Source organism: Candidatus Binatia bacterium (assembly GCA_029243485.1).
Classification (GTDB): domain Bacteria; phylum Desulfobacterota; class Binatia; order UBA12015; family UBA12015; genus VGTG01.
On sequence record JAQWRY010000075.1, the window covers coordinates 201,343 to 217,595 of the forward strand.

13 protein-coding genes are annotated in these 16,253 nt (G+C 65.9%); 6 read left to right on the forward strand and 7 right to left on the reverse strand.

The window, feature by feature from the left end; genetic code table 11:
* Positions 1 to 2: 2 nt before the first annotated feature.
* From P8R42_22615 to P8R42_22630, 4 genes are all read right to left on the reverse strand, one after another.
* Positions 3 to 1,112 (reverse strand): radical SAM protein, encoded by a 1,110-nt coding sequence (locus P8R42_22615; protein ID MDG2307390.1) that lies wholly within the window; start codon positions 1,110 to 1,112, stop codon positions 3 to 5.
* Positions 1,109 to 2,170 (reverse strand): NAD(P)-dependent oxidoreductase, encoded by a 1,062-nt coding sequence (locus tag P8R42_22620; GenBank protein ID MDG2307391.1) that lies wholly within the window; start codon positions 2,168 to 2,170, stop codon positions 1,109 to 1,111. The genes P8R42_22615 and P8R42_22620 overlap by 4 nt, the downstream gene beginning before the upstream one ends.
* Positions 2,171 to 2,188: 18 nt before the next feature.
* A complete protein-coding gene (locus P8R42_22625; GenBank protein ID MDG2307392.1) occupies positions 2,189 to 3,400 on the reverse strand; it encodes a glycosyltransferase family 9 protein in 1,212 nt (403 codons plus the stop codon).
* A 126-nt stretch (positions 3,401 to 3,526) separates the two neighbouring features.
* The gene (locus tag P8R42_22630) at positions 3,527 to 4,306 is read right to left on the reverse strand and encodes a class I SAM-dependent methyltransferase (protein ID MDG2307393.1); all 780 of its coding nucleotides are present in this window, start codon (positions 4,304 to 4,306) and stop codon (positions 3,527 to 3,529) included.
* A 192-nt stretch (positions 4,307 to 4,498) separates the two neighbouring features.
* On the opposite strand from P8R42_22630, the gene P8R42_22635 reads away from it, so the two are divergent.
* A complete protein-coding gene (locus P8R42_22635) occupies positions 4,499 to 4,909 on the forward strand; it encodes an OB-fold domain-containing protein (protein ID MDG2307394.1) in 411 nt (136 codons plus the stop codon).
* Positions 4,906 to 6,048, forward strand: coding sequence for a thiolase family protein (locus P8R42_22640; GenBank protein ID MDG2307395.1), 1,143 nt, complete (start codon positions 4,906 to 4,908; stop codon positions 6,046 to 6,048). The genes P8R42_22635 and P8R42_22640 overlap by 4 nt, the downstream gene beginning before the upstream one ends.
* A gap of 23 nt (positions 6,049 to 6,071) precedes the next feature.
* On the opposite strand, the gene ptsP is transcribed toward P8R42_22640, so the two are convergent.
* Complete coding sequence (gene ptsP, locus P8R42_22645; GenBank protein ID MDG2307396.1) at positions 6,072 to 8,525, reverse strand: phosphoenolpyruvate--protein phosphotransferase; 2,454 nt, start codon at positions 8,523 to 8,525, stop codon at positions 6,072 to 6,074.
* Positions 8,526 to 8,630: 105 nt separating this feature from the next.
* Here ptsP and P8R42_22650 point away from each other — a divergent pair, with 105 nt between their 5' ends.
* The 4 genes from P8R42_22650 to tatC all read left to right on the forward strand — a co-directional run bounded on the left by P8R42_22650 (position 8,631) and on the right by tatC (position 13,666).
* Positions 8,631 to 11,351 (forward strand): PBP1A family penicillin-binding protein, encoded by a 2,721-nt coding sequence (locus P8R42_22650; GenBank protein MDG2307397.1) that lies wholly within the window; start codon positions 8,631 to 8,633, stop codon positions 11,349 to 11,351.
* Positions 11,348 to 12,373: a histone deacetylase gene (locus tag P8R42_22655; GenBank protein MDG2307398.1), complete on the forward strand. Its 1,026-nt coding sequence runs from the start codon at positions 11,348 to 11,350 to the stop codon at positions 12,371 to 12,373. The genes P8R42_22650 and P8R42_22655 overlap by 4 nt, the downstream gene beginning before the upstream one ends.
* A 75-nt stretch (positions 12,374 to 12,448) precedes the next feature.
* The gene (locus P8R42_22660; protein MDG2307399.1) at positions 12,449 to 12,853 is read left to right on the forward strand and encodes a twin-arginine translocase TatA/TatE family subunit; all 405 of its coding nucleotides are present in this window, start codon (positions 12,449 to 12,451) and stop codon (positions 12,851 to 12,853) included.
* Between the two features lie 36 nt (positions 12,854 to 12,889).
* Positions 12,890 to 13,666: a twin-arginine translocase subunit TatC gene (gene tatC, locus P8R42_22665; GenBank protein ID MDG2307400.1), complete on the forward strand. Its 777-nt coding sequence runs from the start codon at positions 12,890 to 12,892 to the stop codon at positions 13,664 to 13,666.
* On the opposite strand, the gene P8R42_22670 is transcribed toward tatC, so the two are convergent.
* Positions 13,663 to 13,977 carry a hypothetical protein gene (locus P8R42_22670; protein MDG2307401.1) on the reverse strand — a complete coding sequence of 105 codons (315 nt, stop codon included), beginning with the start codon at positions 13,975 to 13,977 and terminating at the stop codon, positions 13,663 to 13,665. The genes tatC and P8R42_22670 overlap by 4 nt on opposite strands.
* Positions 13,974 to 16,253, reverse strand: coding sequence for an AsmA-like C-terminal region-containing protein (locus P8R42_22675; protein ID MDG2307402.1), 2,280 nt, complete (start codon positions 16,251 to 16,253; stop codon positions 13,974 to 13,976). Before P8R42_22675 ends, P8R42_22670 begins: the two co-directional genes overlap by 4 nt.

The following is a 16,253-nucleotide window of genomic DNA, read 5'->3' on the forward strand; positions in this document are numbered from 1 at the left end:
GCTCAGGCTTGACCCGAGACGGCAGGCGGCTCGGCCGCCGCCGCACTCTCCGTCGGTGTCTTCCGTCCGGGAACGAGGAAGTTCCCCATGATCGACTGATACGCTTCGCACGGTGTCCAACACTGCGGACAATCGTACTTCCAGATCTCCTTCTGCGTCTGAACCGCCAAAGGCTCCGCCCAGATCTTACGGAGATCGTAGTCGGTATCGCGCAGCGCCCCCATCTTCTTGTCGTAGATCGTGCAGGGGAAAACGTTGCCCCAGGAGTCGATGAAGCACGACGCGGAGAGCGCGTGACAGCGCACGGGCGTCTGGCCCGTCATCAGATAGCGCTCGACATGCTCGAGGTACTGCCGCTCGAGATACCCCACCGGTCCGGTCGGCGATCCACGGAGCTTTGATACGTTCTTCACGGCGTCGAGAAGCGCCTTCGGCGGCGTGTGCTCACGCAGGCCGAGTTCGGTGTTGCCGAGATAGTGCGCGGACTCGTGAACGATGTTCACATGGAAGTCGCGATATTCGAGGCCCGGAATCACCTTCGATGCGGCCGCGTACGCCTGCTCAAAGTGATCGACGTTCTTCTTCGAAAGCGTCATACCGAGAACCACTTCGACGCCGGGGATCTCTCGCAGGCGTCGGAACGTCTCGACCTGACGCTGCCAGCCCCCTTCGATCCCGCGGATCTCGTCGTTCATCGCCTCATCGCCGTCCATCGAGACGGTGATGATCAACTTCTCGGGACGACGATCGATGATCGCCTTCGTGTTCTCGACGATCTGGTCGCAGAGATACCCGTTGGTCGGGAAATGGAGCAGTAGAAGGTTCGGCGAGTTGTCTATGACCGCGTGCGCAACCTCGACGAAGTCCTTTCGCAGAGTGACCTCGCCGCCGGTGAGATCGACCCAGAGGAAGTCGCGAGACTTCTTGAAGATCTGCTGAATCTCGTCGAGCCGGAGCTCATCGCGCGGCTTCATCTGCCAGATATTGCACGTCTGGCATTTGTAGTTGCACCAGTAGGTGATGCAGAAAGTCAGCTTGAACGGATGATCGAGCCGCCGGAAATTCGCCTCGAACGCCTTCTTGGCGAGCGCGGCATAGGTACTCAGCTTCACGTCAGCGCCTCCAGGAGTCGAAGCGCCGGGTTCGGCTTGGGCGCGACATCCTGCCAGTTCTCGTAGTACCAATCGTAGGCATCACAGGTCATCTTGACGTTGTCGCTCTCGGGCCGCCACTTCAGACGCTCACGGGCGAGCGAAATATCCAGAACGAAGTTCCGGTCGGCTAGAAGATAGTGCTCCGGCACGATCGGCGATATCCCGAAAATATTGAGCACCCGCGCGGCGTTCCGGAGAAGCTCCGCCGGGAATCCGGTGAACTTCGAGGTGGCGCCGGCGTATTTCACCAGAGCCTCGACCTGGGCACGGACCGTCGGCACGGTGTCGGGATCCGACCCGATGTTGATCGCGAGCCCGCCGGTATCCGGCTCCACCGCCGCTTGGATCGCTGCGCGCGAAACGTCGTCAGCCGAGACCATCTGGACGCGATTCAGACCGCTGCCGAGCATGAAGACGCGGCGGTTGCGCCGCACCCAATCGAACAGGAGGACGAACACACCCGTCATCCCGTTTCCAAACAGGCTCATCGGACGCAGCATAGTGATGTCGAGCCCGTCTTCCATCGCCTTGCGGCAAAGGCCCTCGGCCTCGAGCTTGGAGTCGCCGTACGCACCGAGCGGCTGCAAGGTGTGGTCGCTTTCCCCGACGAGGCGATCCTCGGGAAGTCCGTAGACGGCCGAGCTCGAGATAAAGACGACCTTGCGCACTCGACACGTCTTCGCGGTGGCGAGAACGTTCTTCACACCGTCGAGGTTCATCGAGAAGATCTCTTCCTCGGAGAAATTTGAGAACTGCGGCTTCATCCGCTGCCCGGCTGCGAGATGATAGATCACCTCTGCGCCGTCAGCAGCCTTCTCCAGTGCGGCGAGATCACGCATGTCGCCAGCGATCTCCTGCAGGCGAACGCGATCCACACCCGCGGTCGAGAGCCGACCTCGCAAGCTCTCGGGAGGGGCCACCATGTCGAAGAGGCGAAGGTCATCCCCGCGGGCAGCCAATTGCGGCGCCACGCTGTGACCGAGAACACCGGAGGATCCGGTTACGAGAGCTTCCATGACTTCCTTCGCGAAGGTTCAGACGGCCTTGGCCGCGGGAAAGCGAGCATCAATGCCTGCGACGACTTCCGCGACCTCGATCTGCCGCATGCAGACCGGATCCACGCATCGGCTCATCTTCAGATTATAGTTGGATAGGCACGGGCTGCAGAATACTGCCCTGTAGAAAACCAGATCCGCCGAGCCACGTGGCCCGTAGATCCGCGGCTCCGTTGCGCCAAAGATGGCCACCACCGGAGTCTCGACCAAGCCGGTGAGATGCATGACCGATGTGTCATTGGACACGACGAACGTGGCCGCCTCAAGCAAGCCCGTGAGTGCCCCGACCGACAACACGTCACACAGCGAACGCGCTCCGTCCGGGTGACGCATGTGCTGAAGCGCCTCGCGGACGAGATCCGCTTCTTCTTCGCCGACACCCGTGAACACCACACGCACGCCGCGAGTCTCGATGAGATGATCGGCCAACCGGGCAAACCGCTCGACGCTCCATCGCTTGAGGGCGACCTTGCCGTAATTCGGCCCCGTGCCGACGTGCATCGCTACGAGGCCGGCGCCGTCGGAGACACCCGCGGCGGCGAGAGCATCCGCACGGTCGCTTGCGGCAACCGAGATACGCACGTGCGGCGCCGGCTGGATCGCGAGGCCGAACGGCAGGGCCAAGCGCATGAAGATGTCGGCCATGTGATCCGTGTCGGCATAGGCGACCCGATGCGAGTAGAGCCAACCGCGCGCCTGCCCTTCGGTGTTGAACCCGATCCGGGCGGGCGCCCCCGAGAGGAACGCGAAAATGCCAGACAGCTTCATGAACTGCTCGAAGTCGAGAACGGCGTCGTACTTTCCGCCGCGCAGCGCATTGAACAACCCGATGACCGAGCCGATGAAATCTCCGAGGCTGGACACCTCGACGGTGAGCGATCGCGTCACGAACCCGCTCTGCTCCAGAAGTGAGATGTTCCCGGGGAGCGTGAGGAAGTCGATCTCTACCTCGGGGTCATCGCGCTTCATCGCAGCGAGCGTGGGTAGGATCATCGCGATGTTGCCCAGGCCATAGAACTTGATGGCGAGAACACGACGCGGCTCGGAGAGCGGCGTGGTCCCGGGAGGCGTCGTCGCAAACAGCGCCGGGACCAGACGCCCCGCACTCAGCAGGCGCGCGGCGGCCCAGAGCACGAAACAGATGCCGAGGCCGACCCAACGGTCGATATAGCGCGCCAGACGCAGGTTCATCTTACCCTCGTGGGCGTGGCCGGAAGCCCGCTGCCGCACCGCGAAGGCAGCGGCCAGACGCACGTAAGGCGCCGTTTTCCCACCAATTCTGGTACCACCGCGTGCGAAGGCCAGTCAACGAAGGATCTACTCGGCGGAGTCTCGCCGTACGGCGTAGATCTCAGCTCTGGCCTCGAGCCCCGTCCACTCCCCGACGCGGATCAGAGTCGCGAGACCGAGCTTCACCAGCGGCGAGAACGCGTATCGACCGAGGTACGGGCTCTCGCCGCGCACTTCCTTTACTTCGAAGCCGCACTCCTCGACGAGCTTCGCGAGCGTATCGGGCGTGAAGTACCAATAGTGGTTCGGAACGTACAGGCGCTGCGCCATCCCGGCGATCCCGGGGATCCGCGCGATGACGTCGGCGGCCCAATACATCGTCGAGCGATGATTCGGCACCGCGACGAAGAGAGCCCCACCGGGCCGGAGCACCTTGGCCGCGCGCTCGAGAAAGACCCGCGGATTCGGGGTGTGCTCGACCACGTCGGCCATCGTGATCGCGTCGGGCGGCGTCTCGAACTCGGCCTCGAGGAAATCGCCGACCTGCACTTCCACGCCGAACTCCTCGCGCGCCTTCTCGGCCGCTCCCCCAGAGATCTCACAACCGAGCGCGCGAAAACCGCCCTCTGCCGCCAGATGGAGCAAGAGACCGGTCCCGATCCCGACGTCGACGAGACTGCCCCCGCCCGTCATTTCCCGAAGCCGGTCGACCGTCGCACGGAACCCGCGGACCACCGGATCGTCCACGTAGTCGCGGTAGTACGCCGAGAACATCTCGGTGGTCTCGTCGACGAGGCCACCATGGAACGCCTCGTCTTCGCGCTCCGAGATCTCGTCCGCCGTGGGGATCGGGTCGACGAAGACCAATCCGCATCGACAACGCCACAGCGGACTCCCGTTGCCGTGGAGGGGTTTCGCTCCCGTTGCCCCGCAAACCAGACAAGGACGCGGGGGCGGTGAAGTGGAATCCTGCGGCATGGCTCTGGCGATCTACACGACCGTCTCGGCTGTCGCCACGCCCTGTCACTCCGCGCCGGTGGGTGGTAGGAGTTAGAGCCCATGGCGCAGGTAGCCATCCAGCCCGGGCTGTTCACCACCGCCCCCGAGCCCCGACTCTTGGCGGGACAGTGCGAATCCTGCCGGGAACGCCACTTCCCGGCCGCCGACTTCTGCCCGTACTGCTCGTCGGACGCCGTCTCCCCGGCCGAGGTCGGAGCGACCGGGACCCTCTATCTTCACACCGTCGTGAACACCGCGCCTCCGGGATATGCCGGGCCCGTGCCGTACGGGTTCGGCCTGGTCGACCTCCCCGAGGGCCTCCGCGTCGTGACCCGCCTCGTGGCAAGCGATCTCGGTGCCCTTCGCAGTGGCATGCCCATGCACCTGACCGTCGGCCCCCTGTTCGAGGATGAGGACGGAAACGAGGTCCTCAGCTGGGCCTACGCGGCCTCCGCGGAGCCGAGCAGGTGAGCGGCCGCCCGGTGTACATCCAGGGCGTCGGCCTGCACCCGTTCGGGCGCTTCGCCGAGAAAGACGTCACCCAGCTAGGACAACAGGCGGTACGCGCAGCGCTCGCGCAAGCCGAAGCCGGCCGTGGCGATTTTCAGGCGGCCTTCTGCGGAACGGTCTACACCGGCGTGGCCGCGGGCCACAAAGTCCTCACGTCCCTCGGCCTGTCCGGGGTTCCGATCGTGAACGTCGAAGCCGGCTGCGCGAGCGGTGGTGCGGCTCTGTCGCTGGGCGTGTCCCAGATCTCCTCGGGAAAGCGCGACACCGTACTCGTCTTCGGAATGGAGAAGATGCCTCGCGGTATCATCCGCTCCAGCTTCTTCCCTCCCTGGTGCGAGAAGGCCGGCCTCACGCCGGCACCCGCCTACTTCGCCCTTCGCGCGCGGCGACTCATGCAGGAGAGCGGCGTAACGCGAGAGCACCTCGCGCGCGTCTCGGTGAAGAACCATCACAACGGTGTCGACAACCCCTACGCGATGTACCGGAAACCGTTCACGCAGGAGCAAGTCCTCGACTCCAAGATGGTCTGCGATCCCCTCACGCTATTCATGCTGTGCTCCCCTAACGAGGGCGCAGCATGCGTCGTGATCGGAGCCAAACCCGGCCCGGTGGGCCCGCCCGTGCGCGTTCTGGCCTCGGTCGTCCGTTCGCATCTTCCCGGCAGCGCGCTCGGTGAGCATACCCCGATGTCGGGGAGGATCGCCGACGACCCGGCGAGCCCGACCGAGCTCGCCGCGGCCGAAGCATTCTCCGAAGCCGGGCTCGGACCGGCCGACCTCGACGTCACCGAGGTGCAGGACACCGACTCCGGCCGGGAGATCCTGTCCATCGAAGAACTCGGCCTCTGTGCGCGCGGTGCCGGGGGCGCATTCGTTGCCGACGGAACCGGAGAACGCGGAGGCGCGCTCCCCGTCAATCCGAGCGGCGGTCTTCTCTCGAAGGGCGAACCACTCGGCGCGTCGGCCCTCGGCCAGATTGTCGAACTCACGTGGCAACTGCGCGGCAGCGCCGAACGCCGGCAAGTCGATGGCGCCCGCACCGCTCTCGGTCACACCGTCGGCCGCGGCGCCAACGCTTCCGTCGCGATTCTCCAGCGCTGATCCGCGGACCGCTCAGCGAGCCGCTACTGGTACATGTCGAGCAACTCGATGACGCCGTGCTCGCGCATCGAGTCGAAGACCGCGCTCTTGATCTCGCGCACCGTGTTCAGCGTAAGCGCATGCTCGGCTAGCTTCCTCGCAGACTCGTAAGGAACACTACGGATCAACTGCTTGATGACCGGAATGAAGAACGGCTCCATGCTGAGTTCGTCGAGACCCAGCCCGAGGAGTACGAGCGTCGACATCGGGTCGGACGCCATCTCCCCGCACATCGAGATCGGCTTGCCCGCCTTCTTGGCTGCGCCCACGCAGTGCGCGATCGCCCCGAGCACCGCGGGGTGCAACGGCTGATAAAGCGGCGCGACTTTCCGATTGTTGCGATCGACCGCCAGAATGTACTGGATCAGGTCGTTCGTACCGATGGACATGAAGTCGCACGCCATCGCGAGCTGCGGCGAGAGATACACCGCAGACGGCACTTCGATCATGACACCGAGCGGAAGATCCTTCACGTGCGGGATCCCCTCCTCCTCGAGGTCCTCCGCGGTGTCGGCGATCATCTCCTGCACCTGCGTGAGCTCTTCCAGCGACGAGATCATCGGCAGAAGAAGTCGCGTCGGCCCCTCCGTGGCGGCCTGGAGGATCGCGCGAAGCTGGTGATCAAAAAACTCGGGCATCTCGAGCGAGACACGAATGGATCGCCAGCCGAGGAACGGATTCTCCTCCTGCGGAATGTGCAGATACTGCGGATATTTGTCGGCCCCGATGTCGAGCGTCCGCACCGTCACCGGCTTCCCGCCCATTCCCGTGATGACCTTGCGGTAGATCTCGAGCTGTTCGTGCTCGCTCGGAAACTCGCGGAAGGAGATGAACGGAAACTCGGTGCGATAGAGCCCGACGCCCTCCGCACCGTGCCGGTCCGCCAGGACGACGTCGCCGACCAAGCCCACGTTGGCGTGCAGCACGACGCGCCGCCCGTCGGTCGTCTCCGCCGGCAGGTCGTGCAAGACCTCGAGCTTCTCGTTGAAAGCCTTGTAGTCGCCTTCCATGCGACGGTACTCGCGAACGACCTCCGGGCCCGGCTCCCGGTAGACGACACCGGCGTTTCCGTCGACGATCATCTCGTCGCTCTCGGCGACATGCTCGAGCAGATGCTCGATCCCGACGACGGTCGGAATCTCGAACGACTTCGCCAAGATCGTCGCGTGCGACGTCGCGCCGCCCGTAGCGAGTGCGATGCCTCGCAGGTGCGCGGGATCGATCTCCGAGAGATCCGTCAGCGTGAGCTCGCTCGCAACGAGAACGCTGCCATCCTCCGGGGACGGCGGTGCGACGTCGAGGCCGAGCAGGGTTCGGAGGAGCCGCTGGCCGATGTCCTTGATGTCGAGCGCCCGCTCTTGAAGGTACGGATCCTCGACGTTGTCGAACGCGCTGAGGTACTCCTCCACCACCTGCCGGACCGCGAACTCGGCCACGGCCCCTGCGTCGATCAACGAACGGATGCGGCTGGACACGGTCTCATCCCGCAGCATCATCAGATACGCGTCGAAGATCTTGCCGGTGGCCTCCGGGAGGACCTCCTCCATCTTGGCGCGCTGCTTGTCGATGCCGCGGGCGGCGAGTTCCAGCGCATCGTCGTACCGCTGGATCTCCGCAGGGATGTCCTCCACCGGGCGGTCTTCAATCTCGGCAAAGTCGACCGGCGGGCGAAGGACGTGCACCCGGCCAATACCGAAGCCCGGCGAGGCGGCGATCCCGCGCAGCCGCTCTCCGGGGTCGCGATCGGCGGCGGGCTGAGCGCCGTGTGCGCTCGCCTGGCGCTCGAAGGCCTGAAGGCGACGGAGCGTCTCGAGCGTCCGCCGGCGGAAATCCGCCTGCTCCTTCTCCTTCATCTTGAGGCTCTCGAGCAGGCGAGCCTGCACGAGAACCGCGGCCAGCTGCGCCGCGATCGTGCGCAACAGGCTCAGTTCTTCGGCAATGAACTGGCGCCGGCGCAGCGTCTGGACGACCAGAACACCGAGCGGGGCTTTCCGCTCGAACACCGGAACGCCCAGGAAGGAATGGTAGCGCTCCTCGCGCGTCTCCGGGAAGAACTTGAACCGTGGATGCACCGGGGCGTCGGGGACGCCGACGGGCTCCATACTCTCGATCACGAGCCCCGTCAGGCCCTCAGTGACGCGCATCCGAACCCGACCGACCGCACTGCGGTCGAGACCGGTCGTGGCCCACAGGGTCAGGTTTTCGGTGTCCTCATCGAGGAGGTAGAGCGAGCACGCCTCGGTTCGCATCCGCTCGGCGACGACCTGGACCACGCTGTCGAGGGTCTCCTGTAGGTCCTCGGACTGCCCAATGAGCGCAGAGACCTTCTCGAGAAGGCGAACCCCGTGCGAAGAACGCCCCGAGCCGCCCGTGCCTTCACGAGCGCCGTCGCCCGCCGAAGCGGACGGGGTATCTCTGGGTGATACAGGGCCTGCCATGGCGCGACAGTATCACGACCAGCCCGAGCCATGTCCAACGGCGCCCCGGGATGCACGCGGGCCCCAGTTCGCCGGATGCCCTCGAATCGTGTAGGTTTTTTGGGGGTGGCGAGGAGACGGAAGGCGGCGAAGCGGAAGGCTTCGAAGAACAAGAAGGGACCCAGGCGACCCTTCACGCCCTTCCTGCTCGGGTTCGCCGCTCTGCTGATCAGTCTGGGCGGCGGCGGCGGCTTCCTTGTCTACAGCCAGTTCACGGAGAACCTGCCCTCGGTCGAGAAGTTGCTCGACTACCAGCCCTCCGTGACGACCCGGGTGTTCGCGGGCGACGGCTCGGTTCTGGCCGAGTTCTTCGTCGAAAAGCGGTACCTGGAGCCGATCCACAAGATCCCGCGGGTGGTCCAACTCGCGTTCGTCGCAGCCGAAGACGCAACCTTCTACGACCACACCGGAATCGACTTCATCAGCATCGGGCGGGCTGCCTTCGAGAACTATCGAGCCGGCGCCACGCGCCAGGGCGGCAGCACGATCACACAGCAGGTCGTGAAGGCGCTCCTCCTCTCGCCCGAGCGCAGCTACGAGCGGAAGCTCAAAGAGGTCTTCCTCGCGATGCAGCTCGAACACGAGCTGACCAAGGACGAGATCCTCTATCTTTATTTGAACCAGATCTACCTCGGGAGCGGTTCCTACGGGGTCCAGGCGGCCTCGCGCGACTACTTCGGGAAAGACGTCTCCGACATCTCCCTCGCCGAGGCCGCGCTGCTCGCCGGCCTGCCGCAGGCTCCGAGCCGCTACTCGCCTCGCCGCCACATGGAGCAGGCCCTCGCACGCCAACGGTACGTGCTCCGCCAGATGGTGAAGAGTGGCTTCATCACCCGCGACGAGGCACGCGACGCCGAGGCGCAGGAAATCGTGCTCATCGAGAGCACACGCGAGCAAGTGCGGGGACCAGCCCCCTACTTCGTCGAACACGTACGGCGATACCTCGTGAAGCGATACGGCGGCACCGCCGCGTACAAGCTCGGGCTCGACGTCCACACGACCCTCGACCCCCGAGCCCAGCTCGCGGCCGAGCGGGCCGTGCAAGAGGGCATTCGCGAGATCGATGAACGGCAGGGGTTCCGCGGGCCGCGAAAGACACTCACCCAAGAACAGTGGCGCCCCATGCAGGCCGCCGCGGAGCCCACACCACCCGGAGACCTGCCCGAGACGGGGGCCACGCTCGAAGTGGTGGTCGTGCCCGGACGCGACGGCAACGTTCGGCGCGCCGTCGGGGGCGTGCACGTGCTGTGGGCGGGGGGCCGCTCGCACATCGGCACGAAGGCTTTCGAATGGGCCGCCCGGGGCAACTACGAACCCGTGCCGGGAGACCTCCTACAAGCGGTGGTCCAGGAGTCGGACGGAAACCGCTTCCTCGCGCTCGCCCACGACAACGGAACGCAGGGCGCCCTCGTCGCCATGGCTCCCGAGACCGGGGACATCGTCGCGATGGTCGGTGGACTCGACTACCAGAAGAGCGAGTTCAACCGGGCGACGCAGGCGCTTCGGCAGCCGGGCTCCGCCTTCAAGCCGCTCATCTTCACCGCCGCCATGGATCGCGGCTTCACGCCGACGACGGTCATCCAAGACACGCCGGTTAGCTACCACATCGGCCCCGGACAGACCTGGTCGCCGAAGAATTTCTCCAAACGGTTCCACGGCCCTACGACCTTGCGCGAAGCGCTGACCAAGTCACGAAACGTAGTAACGGTGAAACTGACGAAGGCGATGGGCCTCAACTACCTGCTGGACTACCTACCCCACTTCGGCCTGAACCGACCGATCCCGAAAAACCTCTCCATCGCGCTCGGCACGTCGGAAGTCACACTGATGGAGATGGTCGAGGCGTACGGTGTGTTCGCGAACCTCGGCTCGCGCGTCGAACCGCGATTCATCACGAGCATCACCGACCGCGACGGCCGACTCCTCGAACAGACACCCGTGCAGACAACACCCGAAATCTCCCCCGAGACCGCGTACATCACCGTCAATCTCATGCGCAGCGTGGTCGAGAACGGCACGGGAAAACGCGCCCGTCTCGAACGCGCCGTCGCCGGAAAGACCGGGACGACGAACGATCTCCGCGACGCCTGGTTCATGGGCTACACCCCGGAGCTCCTCGCGGGCGTCTGGGTCGGGTACGACAGCGACCGAACCCTCGGCAAGAAGGAAACCGGTGGCCGCTCGGCGGCGCCCATCTGGAAGTCGTTCATGGAGGAAGCGCTCGAAGGCGTGCCTGTGAAGGACTTCCCGGTCCCGCGCGACATCGTCCTGGTGAACGTCGACAAGAAGTCGGGAGAGCGAGCCCGCCCCGGCCAGGCCGGCTCGATGATCGAGGCGTATCGGCGCGGTACGGAACCGCCCCCTCTGCCGGACCCGGCCACCGACTACGCGGCCACCGGCGACGAACGGGAGCAGAAGTTCGCCGCGCCGGAAGATCACTACGGCAACACAGGAATGACCAGCAATGCGGCCGCCCTCCGCCGTCGCCGCGCCGCCGCCCGAGACACGCACGCCACGCGACAATGGGGCGACCGAGTCGACGCCGATCCGGGTCGCCGCCGGTGGGGCGAACGCCCCGCCTCCGACCCCTACCGACGACGATGGGGCGATTCGGCGCCACGCGACGAGAGCCTGCCCGGCTGGGCCCAGGCAACCGAGCCTGCGCAACAGGAGCCACAACAAGACTGGGGCCGGTCTCTGAACACCGGACGATGGGTCGTGCCTCCGTCCTACGACTCGGCCGGCGCCGCGACCGGGGGCAACGCTCCGCCCCGGGGTCGAATGTGAGCCACAAGACGAGCGTGCTGATCGACAGCCGGTTTCAGGAACACGACCCGGGCCGCGGACACCCGGAACGCCCCGACCGCATCGCCGTCCTCGAGGATCTGCTCGGCTCCTGGAGCGGGCCATCGCTCGAACGCATCACGCCCCGCCTCGCGGCGCCCGACGAGATCCAAACGGCCCACACCGAGTCGCTCTTCGAGCGCATCCGCGAGACCGAGGGGCTTGAACGCGCGCAAATCGATCCCGACACGGCGACGTCGGCGCGCTCCTATGAAGTGGCGCTTCTCGCTGCGGGCGGCCTCCTCGAGGTCGTCGACGCCGTCGCGGACGGAGCCACCGGGAACGCCTTCGCGTTCGTACGACCGCCCGGGCACCACGCCACCGCGAGCCAATCGATGGGGTTCTGCCTCTTCAACAACGTCGCGGTTGCGGCGAAACACCTCCGAGCCGTCGGCTTCGACCGTGTAGCCATCGTCGACTTCGACCTGCACCACGGCAACGGGACCGAGGCGATCTTCTACGACGACCCGAGCGTACTCTACGCTTCGCTCCATCAGTATCCGTACTATCCGGGCACCGGCGCCGCGGACGACCTTGGCAGTGACGCCGGCAAGGGCTTCACGGTCAACGTCCCCTTCTCCGCCGGCGTGGGAGACACGGGCTATCTCCTCGCCTTCGATCAGATCCTCTCGCCGGTTCTACGCCAGTTCCAGCCGGACTTCCTTCTCGTGTCGGCCGGATTCGACTGCCATCGGCGCGACCCGCTGGGCGGCATGCAGGTCACTGAAGAGGGAGTAATCGGCATGACGCGTCGGCTCCTCGACGTCGCCCGTGATGTCTGCGGCGGGAAGGTCGCCGCCGTGCTCGAAGGCGGCTACGACCTCGACGCCATCCGGAGCTCCGCAGAGGCCATGCTGATCGAGATGGCAACCGCACCAGAAGCACCGGAGCCCGTCACCGAAGACGCCGACACCGACATGCTCGAGCCGCTCAAGGACATCCTGCGCCCCTATTGGGAGCTCTGACTCGGACCCCGGCCTGATTCCAAATTGAATCCCCTCTGAGCATCGGGTAGCGTTTGACCGATGTTCGGCATTGGGATGCCTGAAGTTGCGGTCATCCTCGTCGTGGCCCTCGTCGTGCTCGGTCCCCGTCGTCTCCCCGAGATGGCGCGCGCGCTCGGAAAGGGGCTCGCCGAGTTCCGCAAAGTCACAGGCGAGGTGAACAAGGAGCTTCAGGGAGCGCGCGACCTGATCGAGAAGGAGGCGCGTCAACATCAGCGCCTGGCGCGCGACCACGAGCGCGAGCAGCGGCTCGCCAAGCCCGCCGACCCGGCCCCGGCCGCCGAGACCGCCCAGACCGCCCAGACCGTTGCAGCCCCCGAGGACGCAACGACACCCCCGGCCGAACCGATGAAGGTCGCCACGCCAGGCAAACAGCCCACGACGAACCCGGCAGCCGCAGACGCACCCGACGCCTCCGGCGGCTCCCAGTCGGAGTCCTGAGCGGCTACGCCCGTCCCGCACTGACCGAGAACCGAGATGCCCGAAGCCGAGATGCCACTGACGGACCACCTCGAAGAGCTTCGGTGGCGCATCATGAAGATCTTCGCGTTCGTGATGATCGGCTTCGGCGCGTCGTACGCGTTCTCCGACACTCTCTTCGAGATCCTCACGCGCCCGATTCAACTCGCCGGCGACGGCAAGCACGTCATGCTGATCGGCACCGGGGTGGCGGAAGCGTTCTTCACCAAACTCAAGGTCGCGTTCATCGCAGGGATCTTCCTCGCGTCCCCCGCGATCCTGTTCCAGCTTTGGGGCTTCATCGCTCCTGGACTGCACGACCAGGAGAAGTACTACGTCATCCCGTTCGTCCTCTTCGGGACGTTCTTCTTCGTGGCCGGGGCCGCGTTTTGCTACCTCCTCGTGTTCCAGGTCGGATACCGATTCTTCCTGGAACAGTACGCGACGATCGGCATCGAACCGACATTGCGGATCAGCGAGTATCTCTCCTTCAGCTCCAGGCTCCTTCTAGCGTTCGGAATCACGTTCGAACTCCCGGTCCTCGCGTTCTTCCTCGCGCGCATCGGGATGATCGATCACAACTCGCTGATCAAGCCATGGCGCTACGCCATCATCGGGATCGTCATTCTAGCCGCCGTCCTCACCCCGGGCCCCGACGTCGCCTCGCAGATGCTGCTCGCGGCGCCGCTCATAGTCCTGTACGGGGTGAGCATCATCGTCGCCTACGTCTTCTCACGGGTCCCCGCGCGACCCGACGAAGAAGACCCCGCCGACGACACCGACACGAACGACTAGGGCTTCGCCCATTCCGCGAGGAACCAATCCTCGCGACACGCTGCCGGCAACTCGGCCGGACCAACCGCCGGAGAGCCGTACGCGAGAACGTCGTCGAGAATCGCCTGCGCCTCGAGAACGAAGTCGGCCGGGGCGATGATGACGAGGATCGCTTCGTCGCCGTCATTCGCGGCCGTTCGAATGAGCGCCACGTGCTCGAACGACTCGTAGAGGTGCTTCCAGAACGCCGCGTCGGCTCGAGGTGTTCGAAACGGGCGCGCCCACAAGCCCGCGGCGGGCAACTCCGTCCAGCCGGGCGGGTACAGGTTCATTTCTCGGCTGCGGCCTCGTCCTTCCAGCCCCCACCGAGAAGCCGACGAAGGAAGCCGGCGGCACCCCCGGTTGCTTCATTCTCGACGGACTTCGTCACGAAGGCCGGTGACGGCGCGCTGACCAGGTCCGGATACGTACCCTCGATCGACACCGGAATGCGGATCGGCTCCCCATCCGGCGACAACACCGACAGGATTCCCGAAACCGACACCAGCGCATCCGTCGCCTCGGCACCCAAGACGAGATCACCATCGAGATCGACGGCGCCATCGAAGGCGACCTGGCCCTGCGCATCGATCGAGTAGTCCGGCGCGGCGAGCTCCACGTTCGAGACGGACACGACGCCATCCGCAAACGTACCGTTGATCGCGAGCGAGTCGATTCGACTCGTCCGCGCGAGAAGCCCCGGGACCTTCTCTTCGGCCCGGTCCTCGATGGCCTGCCGCAACCCGGGAATCGCCCCGAGATTGTTCACAGTCGCTCGCGCCAGATTCAGATCAGGAACGGACCCGTCGTCGAGCCTCGCGTCGAAAACTCCGGTCAGAGTTTCGAGGATCGACTCCTCCGCACCGCGCCGTGCGGCGAGGGCCGCCTTCCCGGTAAACAGCCCGTGAATATCTACCTCGACGCCGAAGAGCCGGAGGAGTCCGGCGAAGTCGACCCCGTCCCACTGCGGATCAAATCGCATCGTGAGGACGTCGCCTTCGTCCCTCGCGATTTCGCCGCGTGCGTGCAACGTTCCGCCGAGCCCGGCGACCTGTAAACGTCGCACCTCGGCACGCTCATCCGTGATCTCACATTCGACGGTGAGCTGCTCGAGTTCGGCGCCCGCGCGCCCGCCACGCGCCCCGTCGATCCGAACGCTGATGGGTTCGTCGCCCCCGCCCTCGAGCGCGGCCGTGAGACGGTGTGCGAACAGGTCCTCCGAGCGAAGGTCTTGAACGGAAACGCCGGCCGTAAAGCGTCCTTCGGGCCCCATGTCGAACTCGAGGGCCGCGCCGCCGAGTTCCGCGGGTTCGCGCCCGATGCGAATACCGAGATCCGTTCCCGACAACTGGACGTGTGCCATCGTCTCGGAATCGCCGGGCACGACCGTTCCTTGCAGCGACAGCTCGCCCGCGGGCGCGATCGCACCGAGGAGTGGGATCCAGTCGGCGAGCAGAGCGCCGGTGAGGTTCTCGCTCGCAACGCGGAGCGCAGGCTGCTGCCCGGGCTCGAGCTCGTCCACCGGCGCCGCCGAAACCTCGACGCGTGCGTCACCGCTCTCGAACATGGCACGCCGCACCCGCAGCAGGTCCGGCTCGGCCCGCAAGTCGAGAGCCATCGCCAGAGGCGTCCCCGCGCTCTTTGTGACGTAGCCACCGGCCATCGACGCAGACGCGTCTCGCGCATCGACCAAGACCCGGATCGCGGCGTGCCCGGGCGGCCACTGCTGGGGGAACTGGCACGAGACCTCCGCCGAGACGACACCCTCGAGCACCGCGCCGAAGGGGATCCCGCCACGCGCGAGCTGCATCACCTCCGGTAGACGACTCGCGGGTACGTCGGCCGCGGTCAGCTCGAAGGCCACATCCCGGCCGCCCCGCGGGAATTCGAGCGTGCCGCGCAGGTTGCCCGTCGGGCCGCCGAGGGCTCCGCCCTCGAACTCGAGTGTCGACGTCTCAGCAGTACGCCGGAGCCGCGCATCCATCGAACTGATCTCGAACTCGGGCACGCCCGGCATGGCCCGATCTCGGACGCTCAAGCGACCGTGGGTGATCACGAGGTCGGCGTGGTCGAAGCGAGCGTGCTCGAGTGGCAGCACGACGCGAAGCTGCGCGGTTGCCCCGGGTGCGTTCTCGAAGACCGGCTCGTCAGCGCCGGCGTCGAGCGCCGCCGCCGGGCGTCCGGCAAAGTTCCAGGTCCCGTCGACTCCACGCACGAGACGAACCACGGGAGACGCTACTTCGACGCGCTTCACCACCACGGTGCCGTAGAGAAGCGGCCAAGCGCGAACGACGAGCCGCGCCTCATCCGCATGCACGAGGCTCCCCGGGCCGAGCGGCGACTCATCCGGAACGCGAATCCCGTGAACGACGAGCCCCGGCGGCCACCAAGTGACCCGTACGCCATCGGCCTCCACGGGCAGACCGATCGCCTCCGAGAGTGCGGCAAGCACTTCGTCGGGGCGATCTGAGAGACTCCGGTGGGCCCGCCACGCTACCAACCCGAAAGCGAGCGCCACGAGGAGCACCAACGCTCCCCCGAGGGCCCACCAGGTACGCGCGCCCCGCAC